27 protein-coding genes and 1 pseudogene are annotated in these 24,555 nt (G+C 46.5%); 11 read left to right on the forward strand and 17 right to left on the reverse strand.

Features of this window, described 5'->3' with window-relative positions; translation table 11 throughout:
* Window positions 1–133 precede the first annotated feature (133 nt).
* The 4 genes from AR383_RS12425 to AR383_RS12440 all read right to left on the reverse strand — a co-directional run bounded on the left by AR383_RS12425 (window position 134) and on the right by AR383_RS12440 (window position 3,512).
* The gene (locus tag AR383_RS12425; RefSeq protein WP_229711231.1) at window positions 134–1,075 is read right to left on the reverse strand and encodes an ABC transporter substrate-binding protein; all 942 of its coding nucleotides are present in this window, start codon (window positions 1,073–1,075) and stop codon (window positions 134–136) included.
* 128 nt (window positions 1,076–1,203) lie between these two features.
* The gene (locus AR383_RS12430; protein ID WP_055733426.1) at window positions 1,204–2,181 is read right to left on the reverse strand and encodes a glutathione S-transferase family protein; all 978 of its coding nucleotides are present in this window, start codon (window positions 2,179–2,181) and stop codon (window positions 1,204–1,206) included.
* A 104-nt stretch (window positions 2,182–2,285) separates the two neighbouring features.
* Window positions 2,286–3,119 (reverse strand): pirin family protein, encoded by an 834-nt coding sequence (locus tag AR383_RS12435; RefSeq protein WP_188407518.1) that lies wholly within the window; start codon window positions 3,117–3,119, stop codon window positions 2,286–2,288.
* Between the two features lie 9 nt (window positions 3,120–3,128).
* A complete protein-coding gene (locus AR383_RS12440) occupies window positions 3,129–3,512 on the reverse strand; it encodes a DoxX family protein (protein ID WP_055733428.1) in 384 nt (127 codons plus the stop codon).
* A gap of 136 nt (window positions 3,513–3,648) precedes the next feature.
* Here AR383_RS12440 and AR383_RS12445 point away from each other — a divergent pair, with 136 nt between their 5' ends.
* The 4 genes and pseudogenes from AR383_RS12445 to AR383_RS12460 all read left to right on the forward strand — a co-directional run bounded on the left by AR383_RS12445 (window position 3,649) and on the right by AR383_RS12460 (window position 6,742).
* Window positions 3,649–4,572, forward strand: coding sequence for a LysR family transcriptional regulator (locus tag AR383_RS12445; protein ID WP_055733429.1), 924 nt, complete (start codon window positions 3,649–3,651; stop codon window positions 4,570–4,572).
* A gap of 200 nt (window positions 4,573–4,772) precedes the next feature.
* Window positions 4,773–5,710: pseudogene (locus AR383_RS12450) on the forward strand (SPFH domain-containing protein).
* A 1-nt stretch (window position 5,711) separates the two neighbouring features.
* Entirely contained in the window at window positions 5,712–6,170 is a 459-nt protein-coding gene (locus tag AR383_RS12455; protein WP_055733430.1) for an NfeD family protein, read from the forward strand.
* A gap of 104 nt (window positions 6,171–6,274) precedes the next feature.
* Window positions 6,275–6,742, forward strand: coding sequence for an LEA/WHy family protein (locus AR383_RS12460; protein WP_055733431.1), 468 nt, complete (start codon window positions 6,275–6,277; stop codon window positions 6,740–6,742).
* A gap of 1 nt (window position 6,743) precedes the next feature.
* Here AR383_RS12460 and AR383_RS12465 read toward each other — a convergent pair whose 3' ends face one another.
* Complete coding sequence (locus AR383_RS12465) at window positions 6,744–7,031, reverse strand: peptidylprolyl isomerase (protein ID WP_055733432.1); 288 nt, start codon at window positions 7,029–7,031, stop codon at window positions 6,744–6,746.
* Window positions 7,032–7,195: 164 nt separating this feature from the next.
* On the opposite strand from AR383_RS12465, the gene AR383_RS12470 reads away from it, so the two are divergent.
* Complete coding sequence (locus AR383_RS12470; protein ID WP_055733433.1) at window positions 7,196–8,491, forward strand: GGDEF domain-containing protein; 1,296 nt, start codon at window positions 7,196–7,198, stop codon at window positions 8,489–8,491.
* On the opposite strand, the gene ung is transcribed toward AR383_RS12470, so the two are convergent.
* Window positions 8,488–9,147 carry a uracil-DNA glycosylase gene (ung, locus tag AR383_RS12475; protein ID WP_055733434.1) on the reverse strand — a complete coding sequence of 220 codons (660 nt, stop codon included), beginning with the start codon at window positions 9,145–9,147 and terminating at the stop codon, window positions 8,488–8,490. The genes AR383_RS12470 and ung overlap by 4 nt on opposite strands.
* A 57-nt stretch (window positions 9,148–9,204) precedes the next feature.
* Entirely contained in the window at window positions 9,205–9,984 is a 780-nt protein-coding gene (gene ppk2, locus AR383_RS12480) for a polyphosphate kinase 2 (RefSeq protein WP_055733435.1), read from the reverse strand.
* Between the two features lie 252 nt (window positions 9,985–10,236).
* Between ppk2 and gmk the strand changes: the two genes are divergently transcribed.
* From gmk to trmH, 4 genes are all read left to right on the forward strand, one after another.
* Entirely contained in the window at window positions 10,237–10,863 is a 627-nt protein-coding gene (gene gmk, locus AR383_RS12485; protein WP_055733436.1) for a guanylate kinase, read from the forward strand.
* A 73-nt stretch (window positions 10,864–10,936) separates the two neighbouring features.
* Window positions 10,937–11,212, forward strand: a complete 276-nt coding sequence (gene rpoZ, locus AR383_RS12490; RefSeq protein WP_055733437.1) for a DNA-directed RNA polymerase subunit omega — start codon at window positions 10,937–10,939, stop codon at window positions 11,210–11,212.
* 109 nt (window positions 11,213–11,321) lie between these two features.
* Window positions 11,322–13,433, forward strand: a complete 2,112-nt coding sequence (spoT, locus tag AR383_RS12495) for a bifunctional GTP diphosphokinase/guanosine-3',5'-bis pyrophosphate 3'-pyrophosphohydrolase (protein ID WP_055733438.1) — start codon at window positions 11,322–11,324, stop codon at window positions 13,431–13,433.
* Between the two features lie 15 nt (window positions 13,434–13,448).
* A complete protein-coding gene (gene trmH / locus AR383_RS12500) occupies window positions 13,449–14,162 on the forward strand; it encodes a tRNA (guanosine(18)-2'-O)-methyltransferase TrmH (RefSeq protein WP_055733439.1) in 714 nt (237 codons plus the stop codon).
* A gap of 49 nt (window positions 14,163–14,211) precedes the next feature.
* Here the strand turns inward: trmH and AR383_RS12505 are convergent, their stop codons facing one another.
* Both AR383_RS12505 and AR383_RS12510 read right to left on the reverse strand, forming a co-directional pair.
* A complete protein-coding gene (locus tag AR383_RS12505) occupies window positions 14,212–14,463 on the reverse strand; it encodes a hypothetical protein (RefSeq protein ID WP_055733440.1) in 252 nt (83 codons plus the stop codon).
* 34 nt (window positions 14,464–14,497) lie between these two features.
* Window positions 14,498–14,929: an HIT domain-containing protein gene (locus AR383_RS12510; RefSeq protein ID WP_055733441.1), complete on the reverse strand. Its 432-nt coding sequence runs from the start codon at window positions 14,927–14,929 to the stop codon at window positions 14,498–14,500.
* A 167-nt stretch (window positions 14,930–15,096) separates the two neighbouring features.
* Between AR383_RS12510 and AR383_RS12515 the strand changes: the two genes are divergently transcribed.
* Window positions 15,097–15,996 (forward strand): acyltransferase, encoded by a 900-nt coding sequence (locus AR383_RS12515; RefSeq protein WP_055733442.1) that lies wholly within the window; start codon window positions 15,097–15,099, stop codon window positions 15,994–15,996.
* A 73-nt stretch (window positions 15,997–16,069) separates the two neighbouring features.
* On the forward strand, window positions 16,070–16,930 hold the full coding sequence (locus tag AR383_RS12520; RefSeq protein ID WP_198150149.1) for a substrate-binding periplasmic protein: 861 nt from the start codon (window positions 16,070–16,072) through the stop codon (window positions 16,928–16,930).
* A gap of 43 nt (window positions 16,931–16,973) precedes the next feature.
* On the opposite strand, the gene AR383_RS12525 is transcribed toward AR383_RS12520, so the two are convergent.
* The 8 genes from AR383_RS12525 to AR383_RS12560 all read right to left on the reverse strand — a co-directional run bounded on the left by AR383_RS12525 (window position 16,974) and on the right by AR383_RS12560 (window position 24,304).
* Window positions 16,974–17,579, reverse strand: coding sequence for a thiol:disulfide interchange protein DsbA/DsbL (locus tag AR383_RS12525; RefSeq protein WP_055733444.1), 606 nt, complete (start codon window positions 17,577–17,579; stop codon window positions 16,974–16,976).
* 100 nt (window positions 17,580–17,679) lie between these two features.
* Window positions 17,680–19,335 carry an AMP-binding protein gene (locus AR383_RS12530; protein WP_055733445.1) on the reverse strand — a complete coding sequence of 552 codons (1,656 nt, stop codon included), beginning with the start codon at window positions 19,333–19,335 and terminating at the stop codon, window positions 17,680–17,682.
* Between the two features lie 113 nt (window positions 19,336–19,448).
* Window positions 19,449–19,919, reverse strand: coding sequence for a CYTH domain-containing protein (locus AR383_RS12535; RefSeq protein WP_055733446.1), 471 nt, complete (start codon window positions 19,917–19,919; stop codon window positions 19,449–19,451).
* A 1-nt stretch (window position 19,920) separates the two neighbouring features.
* Window positions 19,921–20,892, reverse strand: a complete 972-nt coding sequence (locus AR383_RS12540; RefSeq protein WP_055735035.1) for a serine/threonine protein kinase — start codon at window positions 20,890–20,892, stop codon at window positions 19,921–19,923.
* A gap of 105 nt (window positions 20,893–20,997) precedes the next feature.
* The gene (locus tag AR383_RS12545; RefSeq protein ID WP_083481593.1) at window positions 20,998–21,393 is read right to left on the reverse strand and encodes an MAPEG family protein; all 396 of its coding nucleotides are present in this window, start codon (window positions 21,391–21,393) and stop codon (window positions 20,998–21,000) included.
* Window positions 21,394–21,396: 3 nt separating this feature from the next.
* A complete protein-coding gene (gene ccoG / locus AR383_RS12550; protein WP_055733448.1) occupies window positions 21,397–22,806 on the reverse strand; it encodes a cytochrome c oxidase accessory protein CcoG in 1,410 nt (469 codons plus the stop codon).
* A 74-nt stretch (window positions 22,807–22,880) separates the two neighbouring features.
* On the reverse strand, window positions 22,881–23,150 hold the full coding sequence (locus AR383_RS12555) for a YihD family protein (protein ID WP_055735036.1): 270 nt from the start codon (window positions 23,148–23,150) through the stop codon (window positions 22,881–22,883).
* An 8-nt stretch (window positions 23,151–23,158) separates the two neighbouring features.
* Window positions 23,159–24,304, reverse strand: coding sequence for a GGDEF domain-containing protein (locus tag AR383_RS12560; protein WP_157051730.1), 1,146 nt, complete (start codon window positions 24,302–24,304; stop codon window positions 23,159–23,161).
* Window positions 24,305–24,555: the final 251 nt, after the last annotated feature.

Below are 24,555 nucleotides of genomic sequence, written 5' to 3' on the forward strand. Positions count from 1 at the left end.
GATTTGTTACAAATAGATATAAAAAGCAACAAAACCAACACTAAAAGCAAACATAATATCAAATGTCAATTTACGCAAGACGAACAAACAAGCAACAAGTAAGATGTATGAATAATCAACAAAAACTGTTTATTTATTCAACAAAATCAGCTTTGTTTTGAATGTTTTCAGGTAGGGAAATGTTGTAGTGTTTTAATTGACTACGGCTAAACAAATAGCGGCCTTTTTCGGCGGTTATAGGGCCAAGAGTACGTGGTACGGCCCCAGTAGATAAGATGGTATGGGCCATTTCGGCGGCAATTTTTCCTTGCTCGTAACCCACCATCACCAAGCCGCCAATAGTTTTATTAGGGCCAACAGCAAAGTCCCAAAAACCGTAAGGTGCCAACGGGGTGTGGCTTACCGACCAACTAATCACTTGCTCTGAATCCACATTTCGCTGTGCCTCATCGGTGAGCGATTGATAAAGAATAAATGCAATAGCATCAAAACCTTCAGCCTTGGCATTTAACACGGTTTGTTGCCAGGTTCGCCAATCGTTAATCAGCCTGAGTTCCACTTCTACACCGGATATCAACTGCTGGGTTCGGTGGTTAAAAACATCACTCAAAATATATTGGGAGGTAGTGCTGTTATCTGACAATACCAGTATACGTTTGAGCTGCAGCTGGCTAATTTGCTGAATAATGGTGATAGAGCGTTTTATCAGCGGCCGCTCCAGTACCCCGGTAATATTAAAGCGCTGATGCACATGATAATGGCGAGGATTGTTATTCACCCCTAAATACACCACCGGCACAGTGGTTTCAGCAAAGCGGCGGCCCAAATACTTAAGTGCATTATCGTCGCCTAATATAACTAAATCGGGTTGAATACTTAGATAGTGCTGCCAAGCCAATTCTGCTCGGTTGGCGTGTTCGGCTGGCGGCAAGCGCTTAGTGTCCATTTCAAAGTAACTGAGTTGATAATGCTCATTCAGCACCTCTTCTATACCTTGAATATAGCTTTGATCCCAAGCGAAGCTCTGATGATAGCTTTCTATCACCAGAATTTTTGCTTGTGCGACTGCTAACATCGGCCAAAGCCACACTAATAGCAAACCGCATGCCCGCATCAAAATTATCACTAAGCACCTAATTTATATAAAGTAAATCCAGTATAGCTGGAGTATATATAAAATGCTGAGCAATTATTAACTAACTATCAAAGCTGCGCCCGCTGATGGGGCTTATCTAAGTCCAAAATCGGCCCTAGCGGTACCACTCCGGTAGGGTTGATCATAGTATGGCTTTGATAATAGTGGCCTTTAATATGGTCAAAATGAATGGTCTCGGCAATGCCTTCTATTTGGTAAAGCTCACGCAAATAACCATAAAGATTGGGGTAGTCAACAATGCGCTTTAGGTTGCACTTAAAGTGACCCACGTATACCGCATCAAAACGAATCAAGGTAGTAAACAAACGCCAATCGGCCTCGGTTAGCTGCTCACCCATTAAATAACGCTGGCTAGCAAGGCGTTGCTCCAGCTCATCTAAGGTAGCAAACAAGGGATGCAGTGCTTCCTCGTAAGCTTGCTGGGTGGTGGCAAAACCGGCTTTATACACCCCATTGTTTACCGTGTCGTAAATCTGCTGGTTAAGCGTATCTATTTGCTCACGCAGGGCTTGTGGATAATAGTCACCACTGTTGGCGCCTAGGCCATCAAAAGCCGAGTTAAACATGCGAATAATGTCGGCTGATTCATTGGATACAATGGTTTGTTGCTGTTTATCCCATAATACTGGCACAGTCACTCGCCCTGAGTAATTGGCATCGGCGGCGGTATATATTTGATGCAAAAAATCAGCCTGATGAATCGGGTCGGCCACTACCCCTGCACCCTTAGCAAAGGTCCAGCCATTTTCGGCCATTAGCCAATGCACTACCGAGAAATCGACCATCTCTTCTAAGCCTTTCAGCTTACGAAAAATCATGGTGCGGTTAGCCCATGGACAGGCATGGGAAACATACAGATGATAACGGCCCGCTTCGGCTTTAAAGCCGGCTTCACCACTAGGCCCAGCACTACCGTCGGCCGTCACCCAATTGCGAAATTGCGACTCGCTGCGCTCGAAGCGTCCCTGATTTTTATCGGTGTCGTACCATTTGTCGTGCCATTTCCCGTCTACTAATAAACCCATGTGCTTGCTCCTAATGTGTATTACCGAATAATTTCTAGTTGTGAAAATTTAAAACAATGCACTGCCACGAAGGCAGTGCCAAACTTAAGCAGGGAGCGACCCGCTTAAAAACGATTGTTTTGAAAGTCATCGAAGGCTTGCAGCACTTCTTCGCGAGTATTCATCACAAAGGGGCCTCCCCATGCAATCGGCTCGTTAATCGGCTGACCACTAATCACCAGTACTCGGCTAGCCTCAGTACTTTGTAAGCGTAGCTGCTCGCCCGTGCTCAAGACCCCCAGCTGATAAGCCTTCAGGACTTGCTGGCCGATACTTGGCTCACCTTCAATTACATAGACAAATGCTTGATCGTTAGCCGGTAAAGTTAAGTTCAAATCAGCGCCCGCAACTAAACTTATGTCCAAATAACTGGCTGGGGTGTATTGGGTTTGCACCGCTCCTTGCAAGCCATTTTCCAGTTGCCCGGCAATCACTCGAATCAAGTTACCCTGCTGATCGCGACGTTGCGGGATCTGCTCGGCGCTGAGCTCTTGGTAACCGGGAGCCGACATCTTATGTTCGGCGGCCAAATTCACCCACAACTGAAAGCCTTTCAGCAAACCGTCTTGCTGCTCGGGCATTTCGGAATGAATCACGCCACGTCCAGCATTCATCCACTGCACTCCGCCTGCTTCTATCACGCTTTCGTGGCCGGCATTGTCTTTATGGCGCATTCGCCCATTCAAAATATAGGTAACCGTTTGAAAGCCACGGTGAGGATGTTCGGGAAAGCCCGCCAAATAATCATCGGGCTTATCCGACTCAAAACAATCCAACATTAAAAAAGGATCGAGGTGGGCGAGCTGCGCATTACCCAACATGCGAGTTAACTTTACCCCTGCACCATCGCTGGTGGCTTGCCCCGCCACAACTTTTTCGATTTGTCTAAAATTATTCACAATACTCTCCTAGGCGTTACGTTGATCTAAAGAATAACGACCCGCTCCATGCGCCACTAACAGTAGGAAACCACCCGCTATGGCGATGTTTTTCATCAACATAATCATCTGTATTTGGTCGTCGGGATTAAAGTGGAACAACAGTCCAGAGACCAAACTAAAGCCTGCCAGTAAAAATGCCACGATGCGGGTTTGCCAACCCAATACAATGGCAATACCCCCCAATAACTCTAGGGCAATCACCAAGGGGAGTAGCATGCCCGGAACCCCCATGGCTTCCATATAGGCTTGGGTACCGGCATAACCGCCAATTTTGCCGTAACCCGATACAATGAAGATCAAGGCTAAAAATAGTCGTGCCAGAGCTTGGCTGACATCTTTAAGTGCGTTCATGGTGCTGTTCTCCAATAACTTAAGCGCTAATGCTTAATCACAGCTTAGTGTTGTTATTAACAATGATAAACATTAACAAAAGCAAATTATTGTTCTTATAATTGCAACAATAGATATAAGTTTGGAGTGGTAAGCGATGGGACAGCTGGAAGAAATGCAAGTCTTTGTAAGAGTGGTAGAAGCAGGTAGCATTAGCCGCGCCGCCGAACAACTGGGCGTAGCCAAATCAGTAGTAAGTCGCCGGCTTAGCGCCCTCGAACAACGCTTAGGAGGCAGCTTAATGCAACGCACTACTCGCCGTTTAAGCCTGAGCGAGACCGGCCAACAATTTTACCAACGCAGCTTGGGAATCTTGGCCGAGGTGGAGCAGTTAAACCAAGATGCCCACAATCAAAAACAAACCTTAAGTGGCAGCTTACACATTGCAGTACCACTTTCCTTTGGTCTCAGCCACCTTAATTCCGCCTTTGACGCCTTTATGCGACTTCATCCCGAGCTAAAACTAAAAATAAGCCTGTCTGATAGCCAACATAACTTGGTGGCCGAAGGGATTGATATCGCACTAAGGATTGCCGAGTTAAAAGACTCTAGCCTTAGAGCGAAAAAAATCACCCCAATTAATTTTGTGCTAGTCGCCGCGCCAAACTATTTGGCCAAACACGGTGAACCGAAACACCCACAAGATCTCAAACAGCATCAAATCCTCCACTACAGCTTAAGCCCGCCACACTGGCAACTAACCGGCCCCGATAAACAGATCCATCAGCTGCACTATCAAGCCCATGTCAGCGCCAATAATGGCGACTTGTTACGCGATTTGGCGATTGCCGGTCATGGCATAGCTTATGCGCCCACCTTTATCGCTTGGCGAGCCATTACTACTGGTGAATTAAGCGTAGTGTTGGCTGACTATCAGCTATCACCCTTACACGCTTGGGCGGTGTACCCTAATACTCGCTACCTACCGCAGCGCAGCCGAGTGATGATTGACTTTTTGGCTCAACGCTTTGGATTAAATCCCTACTGGGACCAAGCCCTAAGCCGCTATTTACAACGATGAATGAGTCAAACCGGCTAAATCACTCAGGCTTTACAAGCGGCTTCACTAAATAAAGCAAAATTACTGTATTATCAGCAAGATTTATGCTCTTCTTGCGGGTAAATAATAAGCGGTTAAGCAGCGACTTAACATCTGCACACTCGGCCTTTGGCTAAGCAACTATTCGCGATTTGATTAATTTTACAGTGAAGGAAAATATCATGCCCATCGTTTTCGATTATCTATTGACCGTACAAGTTGCGCTGCTAATTTTTGCGCTGTTTGTACTTAAATCCTCAATTAAGTTTGTCCCACAAAACTCCGCCTGGGTGGTTGAGCGTTTTGGTAAATACCAGTCAACTAAAGAGGCCGGAATTAACTTCCTGATCCCGATTGTTGACCAAGTGTCGGCGCGCCGTTCATTAAAAGAGCAAGCCTACGATGTACCAAGCCAAGCGGCGATCACCAAAGACAACATCTCCTTATCGGTAGACGGCGTACTGTATTTTCGAGTGCTCGACCCCTACAAGGCGACCTACGGTGTGGAAGACTACGTATTTGCGGTGACCCAATTGGCACAAACCACCATGCGTTCTGAAATTGGTAAAATCGAATTAGATAAAACCTTTGAAGAACGGGATGCGCTAAACGCTAAAATTGTTGCGCAAATTAACGAAGCCTCAGCCTCTTGGGGGTGGCGGTATTACGTTACGAAATTAAAGATATTACGCCACCGGCCTCTATTATGGATTCAATGGAATCACAAATGCGTGCCGAGCGGGAACGTCGCGCAAAAATATTAGAATCGGAAGGTGAAAAAGCCGCGGCAATTAATATTGCCGAAGGTCAGAAACAAGCGCGGGTACTGCAAGCCGAGGCAGAAAAACGTGAACAAGTACTGAGCGCCGAAGGTGAAGCCGAAGCGATTCTTGCGGTAGCCGATGCACAAGCTAAAGCGCTCGCCACCATTGGTGCTTCCGCGGCCACTCCTGAAGGACAAAAAGCGGTACAACTAGACCTTGCTACTAAAGCCATTGAAGCCAAACATGCGATTGCTAAAGAATCGAGTGTGGTACTGCTGCCCGACAGCAGTACCGAAGCCGGTTCATTGGTAGCACAAGCCACCACCATTTTGAACGCGCTTAACCGAGGCAACTAATATGGGCGAGCTGCTTAGCAACCACATTCCTCAAGTGATGATTGCCCTAGGCATCATCCTACTGACCATTGAGGTCGCGGTGATTGGCTTTGCCACCTTCATTTTATTTTTTGTTGGCCTGTCACTGATGTTAACCGGCTCGCTAGTGTGGATGGGGGTATTACCAGAAAGCTGGAACAGCATTCTTTTGGCCAATGCCTTAACCACGAGTGTATTGGCTGGATTGTTATGGAAGCCGATGCGCCGCTTACAAAATAGTGCCGACAACAAACAAGTGAGCAGTGATTTTGACGGCCACCGCTTCTTTTGCGAGCAAGACATCGATAAACGCGGCTTAAGCCATTACAAGTACTCTGGTGTTAGCTGGGCCTTAAAAAGTGAGCAACCGATTAAGGCAGGCACCGAAGTCTACGTAGTGCGTGCTGAAGTTGGCACCTTTTGGGTAAAAGCGGTCGATTAAATGTAAGGGCAGCGGTTTAGACTAGCTGCCCACTTCGCAATGCATGCAAAGCCCAAAAGTTTGTGCTTAACTAGCAACAAATAATTTCGACAAGTTGAGCCACAATGCGCCAAGCCCTGCAAAAAACCATCATGCTATTACTGTGTTATGGCTTAATCGCCTGCAGTTCGGTAGTACCTAGCGAGCCCCCCAAAGTGAATCTAATATCAGTGGTTCCCAACTCCAATTCAGGGCTAGCGCCAAGCTTTGACATTAATTTGCGGGTGGTCAACCCCAATAAACAAGCGCTAAACCTAGCGGGTGCAGTCTATTCTCTCTCTTTAAACGGTCATGAAGTGGTTAACGGAGCCACCAGCGAATTACCCAGCGTGCCCGCCTATGGCGAAGCGACTTTTAGCCTACCCGCTCAAGCCAACCTCATGGCCAGCATGCAGCTACTAGGTAGCTTACTACAATTGAAAAAGCCAGAACTGGACTATCAAGTAGATGTAAAACTGGATGTGGGAAGTTTTTGGCCAGCGATTCGCTTAAGCGAAAAAGGCCAATTAAAACTCGATAATGTAAAAGACTAGCTTAGTCCCAACGCTCGCTTACCTTAATTAAATGGTAACCAAATTGGGTTTTTACTGGTCCCAATACTTGGTTTAGCGGGCCGCTAAATACGGCCTTATCAAAGCTTTTAACCATCTCGCCTTTCTCAAAGCTGCCCAAATCGCCACCTTTTTTAGCCGAAGGGCAGCTAGAATAACGTGCCGCCATGGCTTCAAAAGTAGAACCCTTGTTGAGTTTCTCTAATACCTCCAAGGCCTTTTTTTCTGAATTAACAATGATGTGCTGCGCACGAGCGCTTGCTTTCGCCATTTTAAGTCTTCTCTTTTTCAACCAGCTTAACATGATAACGTGATTGTCAATCACGCTGTCTCTATTTGTAGTACCAAATCTAATTTTGCAAACGGCATTCAAGTTATTGCCGATCTATTAAGTTATTATATTTAGGTAATAGTTGACTCACCAAATGGACCAGCATGAAACTAACTCCTCGTTTTTCTTGGCTGCGAAACGTGCTTTTAATTGCTACGGTGTTAGGGTTATTTACTGTTCTCTGGGCGCCAGTAAAACGCTTGCAGCTCTACCCTCAAGACAATATGTTGGTGGATGCATTTTCTGACCACGGACAAGGAGGAAACTCCAACTTTTATTGGGAAACAGACCAGCAATTTATTTGCGACCTACAAAGTAGCCATTTACTAGACAAGTATTGTGGCTTAAGCATAAAGTTTTTTGACCCAAACCAAGACCCCGCAGCAGACAGATACACGAAATTACGCAACATCAACATTAGTGAATATGAGCAAGTTATTTTGCATGCTAATTTAGAAGGCCCAGACAGCGAACTGCGTTTTTTTATACGTAGCACCCCAAACACTAATGGCCGTGACTTATCCCACGCAAAATACATGTTTACCTACTTTGCAAAAGAAGAACTCGGGGAGCAACCCGCTGCGGCAGGTTTGAATCAATTTACTATTCCCTTGTGGTGGCTAGATAACAACTATCGATCGCGAGACGACTTCGTAGAGGATTTTTCACTAATTAAGGAAATTGGCGTAGATATACCTTCAGGCTCTCCGGATGGGGAGTACATCATTACTTTGAATAAAATAGAGGTAGAAGGAAAATGGATCAGCAACGAAAGCCTTTATGCCATAATTATTGCCGTCTGGCTGGTTTACTTTACCGCTGAGTTATTTCGCTATTTTCTGCATCAGCGCCAGCTATTTACCCAGTCGATTAACACCTTAGAGCAAAATGTTGACCAACTAAAACACTCCGCCAGCAACGACCACCTCACCGGGGTACTCAATCGCCGTGGTTTAATTGAGGCTTTCAATGAACGCCCAGAGCTCAACGATAACTACTACTTGTTTGTATTCGACATCGATCACTTTAAACAAATTAACGACCACTACGGACATAGCAATGGTGATGCGGTATTACGCTTTTTTGCTCGTCAACTCAGCGCCACCACTCGAAGCCAAGACTTATTTGGCCGCTGGGGTGGCGAAGAGTTTGTATTGCTGTCTCAACAACGCCATGATGCCGATGCCTATAGCTTTGCAGAGCGGCTACGCAAGCTAATTAATCAGCAAGACTTTTTGTTATCTTATCAAGGTCGACAATACAACATTAAACTCAGTATGAGCATTGGTCTCACTTTAATAGCCAAGGGTGAAGACTTTACTACTGCACTTAATCGTGCCGATTTAGCGCTTTATCAGGCGAAGAATGCTGGTAGAAACCGCAGCCAATTGCAAAGTTAGAGCTGCCAATTTATGGCTGATTTCCCTTGCTCTTGTAATAAGTGGTTGGTTTTTGAAAAATGCCGGCAACCAAAAAAGCCCCGATGGGCCGACAAAGGCGAAGGGTGTACCGAGCTCAGCAGATGATGTTTCCTCGATTCCACTAGCAGCCCTTTCTTTTGCGCGTGCGCACCCCATAACAGGAATACCACGCCTTCGCAGTGTTGGCTAATGGCGCTAATCACCGCATCACTAAATGTTTCCCAGCCCCACTTCGCATGCGAGTGCGCCTTGGCTTGCTCTACGGTGAGTACACTATTGAGCAGCAATACCCCCTGCTTGGCCCAAGCCGTTAAATTGCCGTGCTCGGGAATAACAAAACCGTCGATGTCGCTAGCCAGTTCCTTATAAATATTACGCAAGGATGGCGGAATTTTAGTCCCCTCAGTCACACTAAAACTTAAGCCATGTGCTTGGCCTTCGCCATGATAAGGGTCTTGCCCCAAAATCACCACTTTCACTTGCGCTAAAGGGCAAGCATCAAACGCGGCAAAGACTTGCGATTGGGGTGGGTAAATTTGCCTGCCTGCGGCTCGCTCTGCCGCGATTCGTGCTTGTAGCTGCTGGTAATAAGGCTGTTGCTGCTCAGCCGCGAATAAGGCTTGCCAATCATTCACGCTCGCGTCCTTCTCAATACTAAAAGACGGCCATTATAACTCAGTACTGGCTCACGACTAATAAAGCTCGGGCACGAAACTCTGTTCTTGCATAGGCACCCGCACATAGCCTTGTTTATCAATCGGCGGCAGAACCACTTCAGCTTGGGTAATGTCTTGATAATCAATTTGCGAGAGTAAATGGCTAATGCAGTTTAAACGAGCGCGTTTCTTATCATCGGAATTCACCACCCACCACGGCGCATGTTTGGTATCGGTATGAGCGAACATTTCATCTTTAGCCTGAGAATAAGCCGCCCAACGGGAGCGCGACTCTAAATCCATGGGGCTAAACTTCCAACGCTTCAAAGGATTATTAATCCGTTCTAAAAAACGCTTCTCCTGCTCCTCATCCGATACCGAAAACCAGTATTTAATTAATATGGTACCCGAGCGGATCAGCATTCGTTCAAATTCGGGGCAGGCCCGCAAAAAGTCCTGATGCTGTTCGTCGCTACAAAAGCCCATTACTTTTTCTACACCGGCGCGGTTATACCAAGAGCGGTCAAAAAGGACGATTTCACCAGCAGCCGGCAAGTGAGCCACATAACGTTGAAAATACCATTGGGTTTTCTCGCGCTCATTAGGCGCAGGCAGCGCGGCAATACGGCATACTCGAGGGTTCAACTTTTCAGAGATCCGTTTAATCACTCCGCCTTTACCAGCGGCGTCTCGCCCCTCAAAAATCACCACCACTTTTAGGCCTTGAGCGACCACCCATTGTTGTAACTTCACCAGCTCAGTTTGTAACTCTTCGAGGCAATTTTCGTAGCTTTTTTTATCGAGTTTATCCGCCATAAACTAACTCACCATAATTGTTGATATTTAAGCTTAGAGGCCGCCCAGCATTGCTATCCTCTTTCTAAAACAAAGACTTAATTGGCCAGTTCCTAGCAACAAATGAGCGTTTTTGTGGAATGGCATAATTTGAGTATAGGTAAATCACTTAAAATCTTGACTCATCTCTGGCAATTTCAGCACCAACAGGCTTTAAAAATAACCATAAAATGGTAACCTTAGGCGCCTTTATACATTCGCTAAGAATTCAACATGGCAACAACTGGCACTTTATACATCGTTTCCGCTCCTAGTGGTGCAGGCAAATCAAGCATGATCAATGCTTATCTTTCGCGCCATCGCGCCTATCCAGCCCAAGTGTCTATCTCTCATACCACTCGGCCGGTTCGTCCTGGAGAAATCGACGGCAACCACTACCACTTTGTTAGCCATGATGAATTTAAACAGCTGATTGCCGAGCAAGCCTTTTTCGAATATGCCGAAGTTTTCGGTAATTTTTACGGCACTTCACGCCGTAGCATCGAACAAACGCTGGCCGATGGCATTGATGTATTCTTAGATATTGATTGGCAAGGTGCTCGTCAGGTAAAACAAATGATGCCAGAAGCGGTATCAGTGTTTATTTTGCCGCCCAGTCGTGAAGAGCTAGAAAACCGTTTACATATGCGCGGTCAAGACAGCCCCGATGTAATCAAAAAGCGAATGGATGAGGCAGAAAGTGAAATGTCTCATTATAATGAATACGATTACCTCATTATTAACAGTAATTTTGACGAAGCATTGAGTGAGCTTACCGCCATTATTACTGGACAAAGATTACGAACCCGTCAACAAGCCGCGCGACATCGCCATTTGTTAGACGAACTTTTATCGAAATAATATCGTTAAGTCCTAGTAAATTATTAACAGATCGGCTAGGATCTTGCGTCATTTTTAGTCAACGGAGCTGTGCATGGCACGAGTAACAGTAGAAGATGCAGTAGAACAGGTCGGCAATCGCTTCGATCTTGTACTAATCGCCGCACGTCGTGCGCGTCAGATCGCAGTAGAAGGTAAAGACCCTCTAGTTGAGGAAGATAACGATAAACCAACCGTTATCGCTTTGCGTGAAATTGAAGAAGGCTTGATCACCACCGAAACCATGGATGCTCAAGACCGCCAAGAACGTCAGGAACGTGAGGCCGCCGAGTTGGCAGCTGTTGCCGCTATCGCAGATAAGCGCGTCTAATTCGTCCCCGTCTATAAAATTACCGTGCCGGGTTTACTCTGCACGGTAAAACTCCCATAATTCTATTCAATCATATCTATTTTAGCGCCCTCCGCTGATGAGGTAATGTTTGTACTTATTCGAAAGTTTGCGCGAAGTCGCCTCCAGTTATTTAAGTGAAGAGCATGTTGCTCAGCTGCGCGACGCCTATATCTTAGGCAAAGATGCCCATGAAGGTCAGTTCCGCTCTAGTGGCGAGCCTTATATTACCCACCCCTTAGCGGTGGCGCGGATCCTAGGAGAGCTAAGGCTCGATCACCAAACACTGATCGCTGCAGTACTCCACGACACCATTGAAGATACTCCGGTCACTTACGAACAGCTGCAACAGCAGTTTGGCACTGAAATCGCCGACTTAGTAGAAGGCGTCAGTAAACTGGACAAAATTAAGTTTCGCGACAAAAAAGAAGCTCAGGTCGAAAACTTTCGAAAAATGATGATGGCCATGGTGCAGGATATTCGGGTCATTCTGATCAAATTAGCCGACCGCACCCACAACATGCGCACCTTGGGTTCTTTGCGCCCGGATAAACGCCGCCGCATCGCTCGCGAAACCCTAGAAATTTATGCACCAATTGCTAACCGTTTAGGTATTCATAGCATTAAAAACGAGTTGGAAGAACTCGGCTTTGAAGCGCTTTACCCGATGCGTTATCGCGTACTAAAAGTATCGGTTAAAAACGCTCGAGGTAATCGCAAAGAATTAATTAACGGCATTCATCAAGAGTTGCAAGGGCGTATCGAAGAAGCAGGCATTCAAGCCACTGTTACCGGACGCGAGAAAAACCTCTACAGCATCTATAAAAAGATGGTGAACAAAGAGCTGCAATTCCATGAAGTGATGGATATCTACGCTTTTCGCATCATTGTTGACAGCTTAGACACCTGTTATCGGGTTCTGGGAATTAGCCACAGCCTCTATAAACCGCGTCCTGGCCGCTTCAAAGACTATGTTGCCATTCCTAAAGCCAACGGTTACCAAAGCTTGCATACCTCACTAGTTGGCCCACATGGGGTGCCAGTGGAAGTGCAAATTAGAACCGAGCACATGGATCAGATGGCCGACAAAGGGGTGGCCGCACATTGGTCTTATAAACAAGCTGGCGAAAACCCCGGCACCACAGCGCAGATTAGAGCACAACGCTGGATGCAAAGCCTACTCGAACTACAACAAAGCGCTGGCTCTTCGTTTGAATTTATCGAAAACGTTAAAACCGATCTCTTCCCCGATGAGATTTATGTATTCACCCCGGAAGGAAAAATCATTGAGCTCCCCGCCAGAGCGACTCCAGTCGATTTTGCCTACGCGGTGCATACTGATGTGGGTCACGCTTGTGTCGGCGCTCGGGTTAATCGCCACCCCTATCCCTTGAGTAAGGCGCTTAGCAACGGCCAAACTGTTGAAGTGATTACCGCGCCCGGAGCGCGTCCCAATGCTGCTTGGTTAAACTTTGTGGTCACCGGTAAGGCTCGCGGCAAAATCCGCCAACTATTGAAAAACCAGCGCCGCGAAGAATCCGTTAACCTTGGCCGCCGCCTGCTCAATCACGCCTTGGCCGGAGTGAAACTAGACGACATAGCCCCCGAAGTGCTTAAGCAAGTACTACAAGACCTAAAAGCTGAAAGCATTAATGATTTATTAGCCGAAATTGGTTTAGGTAATGCCATGAGTATCGTGGTAGCCAACCGCTTGCTCGGCGGCAGCGATGAGCTAGGCGACGCTAAGGGCAAAGGGCGGATCTCAATCCAAGGTGCAGAGGGCTTGTTACTCACCTATGCTAACTGTTGTCGGCCGATCCCTGGAGACCCCGTCATTGCCCACATCAGTCAAGGTAAAGGCCTAGTGGTTCACTTAGAATCATGTAAAAACATTAGTGGTTATCAAAAAGAACCCGACCGTTATATTAACGTTGACTGGTCTAAAGATGCCGCCGAAACCGCAGAATACAAAACCGAAATGCGCATCGACATGGTGAACCATCAAGGTATATTAGCCAGCTTAACCAATGTGGTAGCGTCAACCGGTGCTAACATCGTTAATATTGTCACTGAAGAAAAAGAAGGCCGCGTCTATACCATCGATTTATTGGTGACCACCCATAGCCGCGTGCATCTGGCCAATATTATGCGCAAAATACGCGTCATGCCCGAAGTACTGCGGGTAGTGCGCTTAAGAAACTAGAACAACGAGAAAACCATGACTCCTGAACGCTATCAGCGCATTCGCGCCATGTTAGATGCCCGCCAAACCGATTTAACCATTTGCATGGAAAACGTACATAAGCCGCACAATTTGTCGGCCATTGTACGTACCTGTGATGCAGTGGGTGTCGATCACGTACACGCGGTATGGGAAAACTATAAAGACGAGCTACGTCGCGGCACGGCCACAGGCAGCCAAAATTGGGTAAAAGTACATAACCACGAAAACATTCAAGATGCCGTAGCCGCGTTACGCAACAGTGGCATGCAAATCTTAGCCACCAATCTTTCAGATAGCGCCGTTGATTTTCGCCAAATTGACTATACCAAACCCACGGCTATTTTAATGGGCCAGGAAAAATATGGTATTTCCGATGAGGCGCTTGCCTTAGCCGATCAAGACATCATCATTCCCATGGTAGGCATGGTGCAATCTTTAAATGTTTCGGTCGCCAGTGCCTTGATTCTTTATGAAGCGCAGCGCCAACGTGAATTGGCAGGGATGTATCAAGGGCCTTGTAAGGTGAGCCCCGAAGAGCAAAACCGCATCATGTTTGAAGGTGGCCACCCGATCTTTGCTAAGGCCTGTAAACGCAAAGGCTTACCGATACCACAAGTAGATGAGCAGGGACAAATTGTTGCCGACGATGAATGGTGGGCCAAAATGCAGATGAACAAAGAAGCTTGGGACCAATTAGATAACGACTAATTAAGCCAAAACGAATAAAGGCCACGCTAAAAGCTGGCCTTTATTGTTATTACTGCTCGCTGGCCTCTTCCTCTGTAGCAGAGAGCTTAAATTGGTAGTCTTCGGCAAAAGGTGAGTTGTACCCCCACTCAAAAGGCTGGCCCACTTGCTTATCCATCCATAAAATTGGCGTTACCAAAAAGCGCGGGATTTCGAGGCGAATACCATTGTCTTCGGCCTTGTATAGCGAACTATTGGCATCACACCTAATTAGCAACATCAACAATATGATGATCACCAAACCACGCCAAAAACCGTCCATAGTCGTTCCTAATGTTAGTAAAAAGACTGGCTAACTATTCAGCCAGAGTTTGCCATTGACCTTGCAAGGCCTGTTGTAACGTAGCCAGTTGCTGCTGCTTTTGAGTTTCAGTATAAGGCTTAGCAGGCAACTTGCCCCATATGGGTTGCGGCCAAAGAGGGTCGCTTTTATAACGCACCACATGATGTACATGCAGTTGTGGCACCATGTTCCCCAAAGCCGCCAGATTCAGTTTATCGCCCTGATAAATATCCATTAAGGCTTCGCTAAGGCGCTTCGATTCTCGCCAAAATTGCGCTTGTTGGCAATTATCAAGTTGATAAATGTCGCTAATCCCATCTTGCATCGGCACCAATACCCACCAAGGAAACTGGCTATCGTTGATTAATAGCACTCGCGACAGCTCAAAATCTCCCGCCCATATTCCGTCTTTTTGTAACTGCGGGTGCAAACTAAATTGGTTCATTGTCTATTCCTAAATACCCCTGTATCACCATAATATGCCAAGCATGCTCAAGAGGTCAGCGTTTCGCTTATCAAAAAAGTGCTAGAATGGCGCCAACCATAATTTAAGCTGATTGAAATCACAATAACTACCAGCGTCAAGCTACCTGAAGAGTTACTTGTATCACTATGTTACGTTTTCTCCCCGCTCCTCTACTGATGGTTATTTCTGCAAGTTTAGCCATTATTAATACCGCCATAATCGGCACCTTAGTGGCCATTTGTGGTGTATTTAAGCTACTTGCACCAAAACAGCTTTATCCGCAACTTAGCCGCTTAACTAATTATTTAATGTGGTGCTGGAGCGAAGTAAACAGAGCCATTTTCAAACTAGTGAACAAGACTGAATTTGTCATTGAAGACAATAGCCAACTCAGCAAACAACACTGGTATTTGCTGATATGTAATCATCAGAGCTGGGCCGACATCGTATTGTTATGCATGCTGTTTGGCTCACGTATTCCCATGCCAAAATTCTTTTTAAAACAACAGTTATTGTATGTGCCTTTCGTCGGCTTGGCCTGCTGGGCGCTAGATATGCCCTTCATGCGCCGCTATTCACGCCAATATTTACTAAAACATCCGGAAAAACGCGGCAAAGACCTGGAGTCAACTAAGCGCTCGTGTGAGAAATTTAAAAACATGCCCACCACCGTGATTAACTTTGTGGAAGGCACCCGTTTTAATCAACAAAAACAGCAGCAGTCGAGTTCTTCTTATCAATACCTACTCCCGCCAAAGGCTTTGGGTATAGCTTACACCTTGTCGGTATTAGGCGAGCAGTTCGACCAAATCATCAATGTGACTCTGGCCTATCCCAATACCAATCCAAGCCTCACTCCGTTTAAGGCTTTGCTCTCAGGAAAACTAGATAAAGTGGTGGTTAAAATTGACACCATTCCAATCGACCAACAGCTTCGCGGAGACTATTTACAAGACAAACACTTCAAGCGTCATTTCAAACTTTGGTTAGATCAAACTTGGCAAGCCAAAGATCAATATCTAAAAACAGTGCTAAATAAAGACTAAGTCAGCACTTAAACCGTAAATAAGCTGCGTTTTACTGCTATTTTTAAAGAGCAATAAAATAAGGAGAAGCATCTTGTGGATGAACTCTTGGCGAGCTTGCTTAGCCTGCTATCAGGCTCAGTTCAAACTGGCTCAGCCAGCTAAGCGTAAGCAGGGCGTTTGCCACCGCTTAACGCAAACACTCTGCTCAACAACGCCAGGGAAGCCCCTAGAGCTTTTACTTGCTCTACTGTTGCTCATCGCCTCTACTCAAGCAAGCGCCGCTAAATTGGTGATGAACTTCTTCATTGAGCCCCCTTTTGTGACCCACGGTGACGAAGACCTCACCGGTTTGCACATCGACATTTTTAAGCAACTACAACTGCAGCAAAAAAATCTGGCCATTAAGGTGCAACTAATTCCGCTAAAACGCGCCTACCTACTAAGTGCTCAACTCCCCAATAACTGTGTTTTCGGTATTGAGCGTACACCGGCAAGAGAAACCGATTTTGTCTGGGTTAGCCCCTTGTATACTAGTCGCTACGCTCTGTATCAGCGGCCGCAAGCTAACCAAAACTTAAATCAACTAAAACAGCTAACCATTGGCAGCTACTTGGGAAGCGGGGTGGCGGAATATTTAGAGACTGCTGGCTACTCAGTCGATTTAGCAAAAACCAATCTAAACAGTGCTAAAAAGCTGCAACGCAAACGAATTCAAGCCTGGGCTAGCGATGTATTATCTGCTGCTTATATTTTTCAGCACCATTCACTCAACATAAACCCCAAAGGTCTGCCTTTTTACAGCACTAAACGGGCCATAGCCTGTAATAAAAATACCAGTTTAGAAGCACTAATAAACCTGCATCAAGGCTTAGACCAACTACATCAAAGCGGTAAGATAGAAGCCATTCTGAATCGCTATGAACAACAATATCAGGTCGATTTAGGCCAATAAAAAAGCAGCCCGAAGACTGCTTTTACTGAAGAAAGACTGAAGATTAACCTTGCAGGTTAACCAAGTACAGCACCAACTCGTTTAGCTCTTCTATTGATTTTACCGAGCCTGTTTCTACTTGATACTTACCATTCACCACCAAGGCTGGTACACCACGAATTTGGTAGTTAATGGTGTTTTTCTCCATTTGCGCGACCATGCCATTCACCACAAAGCTTTCAGCCGCACTATCAAACTTACTGGCTTCGACACCATGAGCAACAAACACTTTGCGAATATCATCACGGCTAGCGAAGTGTTGGCGCTTCATATGAATAGAATCGAAAATCGCCGCGCTAACTTCGTCATCTACCCCTAGCATATCTGCCACAGCATAAGCACGAACCATTTCTTCACCCATTTTTCCGCCGATGAAGCTAACATGGCTCTTTTTAAAGGCTACGCCAGCAGGTAAAGATTGTTTAATTTGTTTAGCTACAGGCTCAAACTTAAAACAATGTGGGCAGTAGTAAGAGAAAAATTCGAGAACCTCTGGTTTGGCGGTGGCCGTTTGTTTAATGACTTTGTAATGGGTGCCTTCTTCGAAGTTTGCCGCCATTACCATTGGCAAAGCTAACATTGCCATCAAACCAATCAGTAGCTTTTTCATCACTCGGTATTTCCTTACAGTGAACCTTATTAAAAAACCGAGCATAATGATAAGCATTGGCTCGGTCAATCATTGCTGTCTAAGTTGACATTAATTTACCTTACCAAGAGCCCGCCTCAAAGGCTACTTTGCTAGTAAATTGTTGATGAATTAGCTCACTATAATGCTGTTCTATTTGATTACGCCTAATTTTAAGTGTTGGGGTTAACAGGGCGTTATCCACGTTCCAATCTTGCTTCACCACCAGTATATGAGACAACTTAGCATGGCTCTCCAAGTGCTGATTTACCTTGTCTAAGGTTCTACCCAAGCTAGCCTCTATCTGCGCTTGAGAGTGTTGTTTCATTTCACCGGCTAATACCACCAAGGCACAGGGCTGAGCCAAGGCACTGCCCACCACACAAACCTGTTCCACCATGGAGTTTTCCGCGAGTTTTTGCTCGATAGGAACGGGTGCCACATATTTTCCCTTGGCCGTTTTAAAGCTCTCTTTTAAACGGCCAATAATTTTTACATAGCCATCGGCATCTATGCTGCCCTTATCACCGGTATGCAACCAGCCATCCACAATGGTCTGCTCATTTAGCTCTGGGTGTTTGTAGTAGCCACTCATCATGCCTTGGCCCTTAGCCAGTATTTCACCTTGCTCGGAAATTTTTATTTCTACGCCAGGGCCAGCCTTACCAATGGTGCCTATTTTGTCACTGCGAAAAGGTAAATTAAGCGTGCCATAGGCTAAGTTTTCGGTCATTCCCCAAGCTTCTGAGATATTCAAACCGATACTTTGATACCAGCGTAATAACGAGGGCGCAATCGGCGCACTACCACAGCCCAAGATACGCGCTTTATTTAGCCCCAAGGCTTTTTTGATCTTGGCTTTAATCAAGCCAGAAACCAAAGGAATGGCCAGCAATAACTTGAGTTTCTTCGGTGGTAGTTTTTCAAATACGCCTTGTTGAAAACGCGCCCACAAGCGTGGCACTGAAACGAATAGAGTAGGCTGAACACTGCGCAAATTGTCGGCAAAGGTGTCTAAGGACTCCACAAAAGACACGCTGAACTGACCACTAAAAATACTGGTGCCTTGAATGTAAACGCGCTCGGTAATATGGGCTAATGGCAGATAAGACATAACTCGGTCTTCACTACCGGCTTGCAGCACTTCAATCAATTGCTCACAGGCATAACGATAGGCAGCAAAGCTAATTTCGGCACCTTTAGGGTCGCCAGTGCTACCCGAAGTGTAAATAATGGTCATAGTGTCTTGCTCATGCCATAAATGGTGCTTGTCGATCACCGCTTGCTTAGCTAACCAATCGCTCCATTGAATATGACAAGGCATGGTGGGATAAGGCATGGCTACGGTTTTAAGCCCCACAGGCACTCCCGCAGCCTGTTTATTCCATTCATCCAGCTTACCCACAAACAATAACTTGCTTTCGCTGTGTTTAAGAATGAAAGATACCGTATCGGCGCTAGCGGTGGAATAAATCGGAATGCTGATGCAGCCGGCCATCATGATCGCCAAATCAGCAATAAACCACTCGGCACTATTTTTAGCGAGGATGGCAACCTTATCGCCTGGCTCCAAGCCAAGCGAGCGAATACCTTGGGCTATTTGCCCGGCTTCGCGCGCCACCATTGCCCAGGTTTTTTCGTGATATACGCCATCAATAGGCTGGCGTAAATAGACCCGCTGCGGATGCTGTTTTTGCCAATGCATTAATGCATTAACGGGGGTGACAAAGTTAGCCATTTACAACCTCGTTACAAATCATTCACCTTTAAGATCAATCCTATATGGCTTACGGCAGGATGCCAGTGCAAATTGATACTAAGCGAAGGCTTTGTGAACGAAGCCGCTGTTTATCACCAATTAGTGTAAGGATGTTGACTCAACATCGAGTTGTAATAGCGGTTTTGGCCCGTCACTTCTTCGCCCAACCAAGCTGGTTTGGTAAAAGCTTCCTGCTCACTTTGCAACTCCACCTCGGCCACTATCAAACCTTGGTTAGCGCCGGCAAATACATCCACTTCAAACATATGTTGGCCCACCGGCACTAAGTAACGCACCTTATCTACTGCGCCGGGTTCGCACAGCGCCAACAACTGCTCAGCTTCACTGAGGCTAATCGGCTTCTCCCACTCATAGCGGCTTAAACCCGACTCACTGCTCTGGCCTTTAATGGTAAGAAAACCCTGTTGGCCACGGATCCGCACTCGCACCGTACGTCGTTTATCGCTATTTAAATAGGCTTGTACGATACGGGTTTGCTCCACCGCTTGCTGTTTAAAGGCATCACTTTTCACTAAAAATTTTCGTTCGATTTCAAGGCTCATTTTAATACCCCGGAATCAAAGAAAGCGGCGCTTGCTGCAGGGCGGCCAGCTGCTCTTTCAAGGCTAAAATTTGCTCTTCCCAATAACGCTGCGAATTAAACCAAGGAAAAGCCCGCTGAAATGCAGCGTCTTGCCAGCGTCGTGCTAACCAACCCATGTAGTGAATCATGCGCATCGCACGTAAGGGTTCTATTAGGGCTAGCTCTCGGCTATCAAAATCACAAAAGGCCTCGTAGCCCTCCAGCAGGACTTCCAACTGCAAGCGGCGTTCATTGTCATCGCCAGCCAGCATCATCCATAAATCTTGTACCGCCGGGCCATTACGCGCGTCGTCGAGGTCCACCAGCATCGGGCCATCGCGCCATAAAATGTTGCTGGGGTGACAATCACCATGTAAACGAATAATAGACTGCGGCTGATACGCCGCCTTAGCCGCTTCGGCCACTTGCTCGGCCACGGTAAAAAACGGCACAGCCAAGCCCTCGGGCAACCAATCTCGCAACAGACTTAAGGGCTGATCGAGCATTTCTTCGGTATTAATCGACAAGCGATGCTCAAACAAAGTGCTGCCTACTTTCTGATGCATGCGACCAAGGTATTGGCCTACCCGCTCAAGCTGGTCGAGATTGTCTACTTCAAAACTACGCCCACCCACACTAGGGAAAATGGCAAAACGCCAGCCCTGATACTCAAACAAGCTTTGACCCTGAATCACTAAAGGCGCCACCACCGGTACATCCACCTCGGCCATCGACAAACTAAACTGATGTTCTTCTTCTATTTGCTGATTAGTCCAACGCTCCGGGCGATAAAACTTCACCACATAGCGAAGCCCATCATCGGCTTGAAACTGGTATACCCGATTCTCATAAGAATTTAAGGCCAATAAGCCACTACTGGGAAAAATGCCCTGCGATTCAATGGCATCAAGAATGATATCGGGATTTAAATTGGCAAATAGAAAGGCGCTCATGGTTTGGCCGCTACACAAAAGATTATCGGCGCAGTGTAGCAGCAAAGCCAAGGTGCTCGCCAGCCACGCCATTGCAATGACCACAAAAGCTAAGCGGGACTGAGCTTACAAGGCTAACAAACCAGAAGTGACGATATAAATGCAACATAACCACGCCACCAGCATTAGCGCCGAACGTAGGCTTGCCCAACCATAAACATAGGCCAGCGGGTGGAGTAATCTGCTGGCGATAAACACAATACTGGCAATCTTCAGCGAGGCTAAATCAAGCCCCGCTAAGTGGGCCAGTAGCACAGAGCCACTAAACAGTAGCAGCGCTTCCCAAGCATTTTGCTGGGCAGCGTAAAGACGCTGCCCACGGCTATCTAACTGCAGTACTTGTTGCCGAGGGTCATGGTTATCAATCCGCCCTAATTGGCGCTTGCGGGTATAAGAGCCCAAAGCCGCCAACAGGTTAGGTAGTAACAGCAACAAAGCTAAACACAGCAGTAGCGTTTTCAGCGCTTAGCCTCCACTAATAAAGCGACTAGCCTGGCTAACTTGTTGCTCACCGGCTTGCAATATAAACTCGATATCAGTAACGGAGCTAGGCAACAGATAGGGGTCACTGGCTAGGGAAATAGGCAAGCTATAGACTTCACCGGCATTCACGGTAACCTCTTGCTGGCCTATCCATTCCACCTCTTCTAAACCACGCACACTTAGGCTAAATTGACGCGCCTCAGAGGACTTGTTAATCACCTTCAAGGTATACGTATTTTCAACTAAACCTTCATTGGTTTCGGTATATAACGAAGCGCGATCGCGTATCACGTCTAGTTGCATCGGTTTCACATTCAGTAAGGTGAACACAAAAGCCACTAACATAATGCTTAATACCACTCCATAACCAATCAGCTTAGGCCGCAACACATCGGTTTTTTGCCCCGCCAAATTATGTTCGGTGGTATAGCGAATCAGGCCTTTGGGGTAATTCATTCGCTCCATGGTTTGGTCACAAGCATCGATACAGGCGCCACAGTTAATACACTCGTATTGCAGCCCATCACGAATATCGATACCCGCCGGACAGACCTGCACACAAAGGTCACAATCCACACAATCACCCAAGCCCATGGCTTTATGATCGACATTACGCTTACGCGGCCCGCGGCTTTCACCACGTTGGCTATCGTAACCCACAATAAAGGTATCTTTATCGAACATGGCCGATTGAAAACGCGCATAGGGACACATGTGAGTACATACGATGGTACGCATCCAACCCGCATTAGCGTAGGTGGCCACGGTGAAGAAAATCACCGAGAAATTCACCGCACCACTGGCGTTAAGCGTGAAGAAGTCCCACCACAACTGTTTTACGGGTACAAAATAGGCGGCAAAAGACAAGGCCGTGAATACCGATACCGCCAGCCACGCCGCGTGCTTAGCGGTTTTTCGCCAAATTTTATTGAAGTCCCAGGGAGCTTTGTCTAACTTCTTACGCTTATTGGCGCTGCCTTCAATTTTTTCTTCAAACCAAATAAAAATGAAGGTCCATACGGTTTGTGGACACAGGTAACCACACCATACTCGGCCTAAGAAGGTGGTGACAAAAAACAGCGCAAAGGCGGCAATAATAAAGAACCACGCCAGCAGCAATAGGTCTTGCGGCCACAGGGTTAAACCAAAGAAGTGGTATTGGCGCGCCGCAATATCCAACAGAATAGCCTGACGCTCTCCGTAGGGAATAAAAGGCACAATCACAAAGGCGGCAATAAACAACCAGCCCATGTATTTACGTAAGCGTTGGAAAAAACCCTTTTGCTCACGCACATAAATTTGTTCTTGGGGATTATAACGGTCGACCGGGGCGCGCTTTTTTGCGGCTCTTGGTTTAGGGCTCAGGTCTTTTACAGGGATACGATCACTCATCTCTCAGTCCTTTAGAGGGGAAGCTTCACTACACGAAGCCTATAGCATTAGGGTCAACTTAATGACCACTATGGCTAATCTACTTTGATACCACGGGCTTTTAATAAAGCGCTTTTAAAGTCATCCTCACAATCTTTGGCAATGCCAGGAATCATCTCGTCTTTACCAATACTTAGCATCTTTAGTTGATAAATAAGTATATCGTCGGTGAGTTCGCTCATTGGCTTGGCAAAGCCAGCTTGGTCGGCAATTTGAGCGATTATTTCAACAAGATTCAATTCCGGCTGCTGTTTCCAAACCGGGGTGAGCAATTCAATTAGCTCTTCAATACGATGCAGTTGCATACTCATTTTTATACTTCTCCACGGGCGGCCACTACAGCTTGGTTTCTACCTAACTGCTTGGCTCTATATAGGGCCTTGTCGGCCTTGTCTACGATCTCTTTACTACTTTGCTGAGCACTGGGGATCAGGCAACAAATGCCTATGCTCACGGTAACATAACTGGCCGCGGCAGAGTACTCGTGCCGCAGCTTTGCCTTAGCCAATAGTGTTCTAATTCTGCTGGCGACTTGCAATGCCCCTTTGGTATCAGTATTGGGCAAAATAATCACAAATTCCTCACCGCCATAACGAGCCACCATGTCATCTTCTCGCTGCAAGGCCTGATTAAACAAACTCGCCACTAGGCTTAAGCATTGATCGCCAGCAAGGTGGCCGTAATGGTCATTATAGGGTTTGAAGAAATCCACATCGATCAACAACAGACTTAAGGCGGTATTGGCGCGACTAGCTAAACGCCAGTGCTGCTGCAGGTGACGCTCAAACATGGCGCGGTTATATAAGCCGGTTAGCCCATCGCGTTCGCTTTGTTGACGCATCGAAGCATGGCTGTCGGCCAGCTCCATGGCGCGGGCGCGGTGTCGAACACCTTCTGAGAAATTGCTTGTGACCAAGGTTTCGGCGCGGCGCAGTACCACGTTAAGCAGCGCACAGCCCAATAACAATACTAAATAAGCAGCCCACTCATTACTATCTCGCCCCTGCATATTCACCAGCAAAGCCACCAACATTGGCAAGGCGAAGCCATTAAAACTGCGAATACTGAGTAGATTGGGTACCACCACCAAAGACAACAAGGCGCCCACCAATAGCATTAATAATAAACGTTGGGCTTCAACCAGTTGTGGCATAAACAACAATATACCCACTGCCCACAGCACGCCACAGGCCGAAGTCAGCGAGAAATAAGCACTTAATAAACCCGGCGGCAATTCACCTGTTTGTCTTTGACTATAGCGGCGGGTATAGAGATAGAACAGTAGCGATAGGGCCAGCATGCTAGCCAACCAAAAAGCATGGCCATTCAACTGATAACTAGGGCTAAATAAACACCACCAAATCACGCTATAAGCGGCACTCATTAATGCAACTAAGCGACCATTATTAAGTAAATAACGGGCATTTTCAGCATTCACTTGTCGCTGCAAATTTGGCAAAAATATAAAACCCTAGAGAAACGGAAACGAATAAATTTTGGGCATTGTAGCAACAAGCCCAAGCACTCGCCCAGCAAAAAGCCGCACTTTTAAGGCTAAAAATTAACAAGCGAAGCCTGATTCGCAATAAACTGAACAATTTTGTCTAAAATAAGTCGCAAGCTTTGGCACATTATTGATCTGATTGCTTGCGTCCTTTTTCCCAGAAAGGGTAAAGTGCTACACCGCAAGTGTTGGTCAATAAACTTGCC

Source organism: Agarivorans gilvus, from assembly GCF_001420915.1.
Lineage (GTDB): Bacteria > Pseudomonadota > Gammaproteobacteria > Enterobacterales > Celerinatantimonadaceae > Agarivorans > Agarivorans gilvus.

Bases quoted from the DNA above. Each gene is read 5' to 3' on its own strand.
- AR383_RS12425 (WP_229711231.1), bottom strand. From the start codon at position 1,075: ATGTTAGCAGTCGCACAAGCAAAAATTCTGGTGATAGAAAGCTATCAT.
- AR383_RS12430 (WP_055733426.1), bottom strand. From the start codon at position 2,181: ATGGGTTTATTAGTAGACGGGAAATGGCACGACAAATGGTACGACACC.
- AR383_RS12440 (WP_055733428.1), bottom strand. From the start codon at position 3,512: ATGAACGCACTTAAAGATGTCAGCCAAGCTCTGGCACGACTATTTTTA.
- AR383_RS12445 (WP_055733429.1), top strand. From the start codon at position 3,649: ATGGGACAGCTGGAAGAAATGCAAGTCTTTGTAAGAGTGGTAGAAGCA.
- AR383_RS12455 (WP_055733430.1), top strand. From the start codon at position 5,712: ATGGGCGAGCTGCTTAGCAACCACATTCCTCAAGTGATGATTGCCCTA.
- AR383_RS12460 (WP_055733431.1), top strand. From the start codon at position 6,275: ATGCGCCAAGCCCTGCAAAAAACCATCATGCTATTACTGTGTTATGGC.
- AR383_RS12465 (WP_055733432.1), bottom strand. From the start codon at position 7,031: ATGGCGAAAGCAAGCGCTCGTGCGCAGCACATCATTGTTAATTCAGAA.
- AR383_RS12470 (WP_055733433.1), top strand. From the start codon at position 7,196: ATGAAACTAACTCCTCGTTTTTCTTGGCTGCGAAACGTGCTTTTAATT.
- ppk2 (WP_055733435.1), bottom strand. From the start codon at position 9,984: ATGGCGGATAAACTCGATAAAAAAAGCTACGAAAATTGCCTCGAAGAG.
- gmk (WP_055733436.1), top strand. From the start codon at position 10,237: ATGGCAACAACTGGCACTTTATACATCGTTTCCGCTCCTAGTGGTGCA.
- rpoZ (WP_055733437.1), top strand. From the start codon at position 10,937: ATGGCACGAGTAACAGTAGAAGATGCAGTAGAACAGGTCGGCAATCGC.
- trmH (WP_055733439.1), top strand. From the start codon at position 13,449: ATGACTCCTGAACGCTATCAGCGCATTCGCGCCATGTTAGATGCCCGC.
- AR383_RS12505 (WP_055733440.1), bottom strand. From the start codon at position 14,463: ATGGACGGTTTTTGGCGTGGTTTGGTGATCATCATATTGTTGATGTTG.
- AR383_RS12510 (WP_055733441.1), bottom strand. From the start codon at position 14,929: ATGAACCAATTTAGTTTGCACCCGCAGTTACAAAAAGACGGAATATGG.
- AR383_RS12515 (WP_055733442.1), top strand. From the start codon at position 15,097: ATGTTACGTTTTCTCCCCGCTCCTCTACTGATGGTTATTTCTGCAAGT.
- AR383_RS12525 (WP_055733444.1), bottom strand. From the start codon at position 17,579: ATGAAAAAGCTACTGATTGGTTTGATGGCAATGTTAGCTTTGCCAATG.
- AR383_RS12530 (WP_055733445.1), bottom strand. From the start codon at position 19,335: ATGGCTAACTTTGTCACCCCCGTTAATGCATTAATGCATTGGCAAAAA.
- AR383_RS12535 (WP_055733446.1), bottom strand. From the start codon at position 19,919: ATGAGCCTTGAAATCGAACGAAAATTTTTAGTGAAAAGTGATGCCTTT.
- AR383_RS12540 (WP_055735035.1), bottom strand. From the start codon at position 20,892: ATGAGCGCCTTTCTATTTGCCAATTTAAATCCCGATATCATTCTTGAT.
- ccoG (WP_055733448.1), bottom strand. From the start codon at position 22,806: ATGAGTGATCGTATCCCTGTAAAAGACCTGAGCCCTAAACCAAGAGCC.
- AR383_RS12555 (WP_055735036.1), bottom strand. From the start codon at position 23,150: ATGCAACTGCATCGTATTGAAGAGCTAATTGAATTGCTCACCCCGGTT.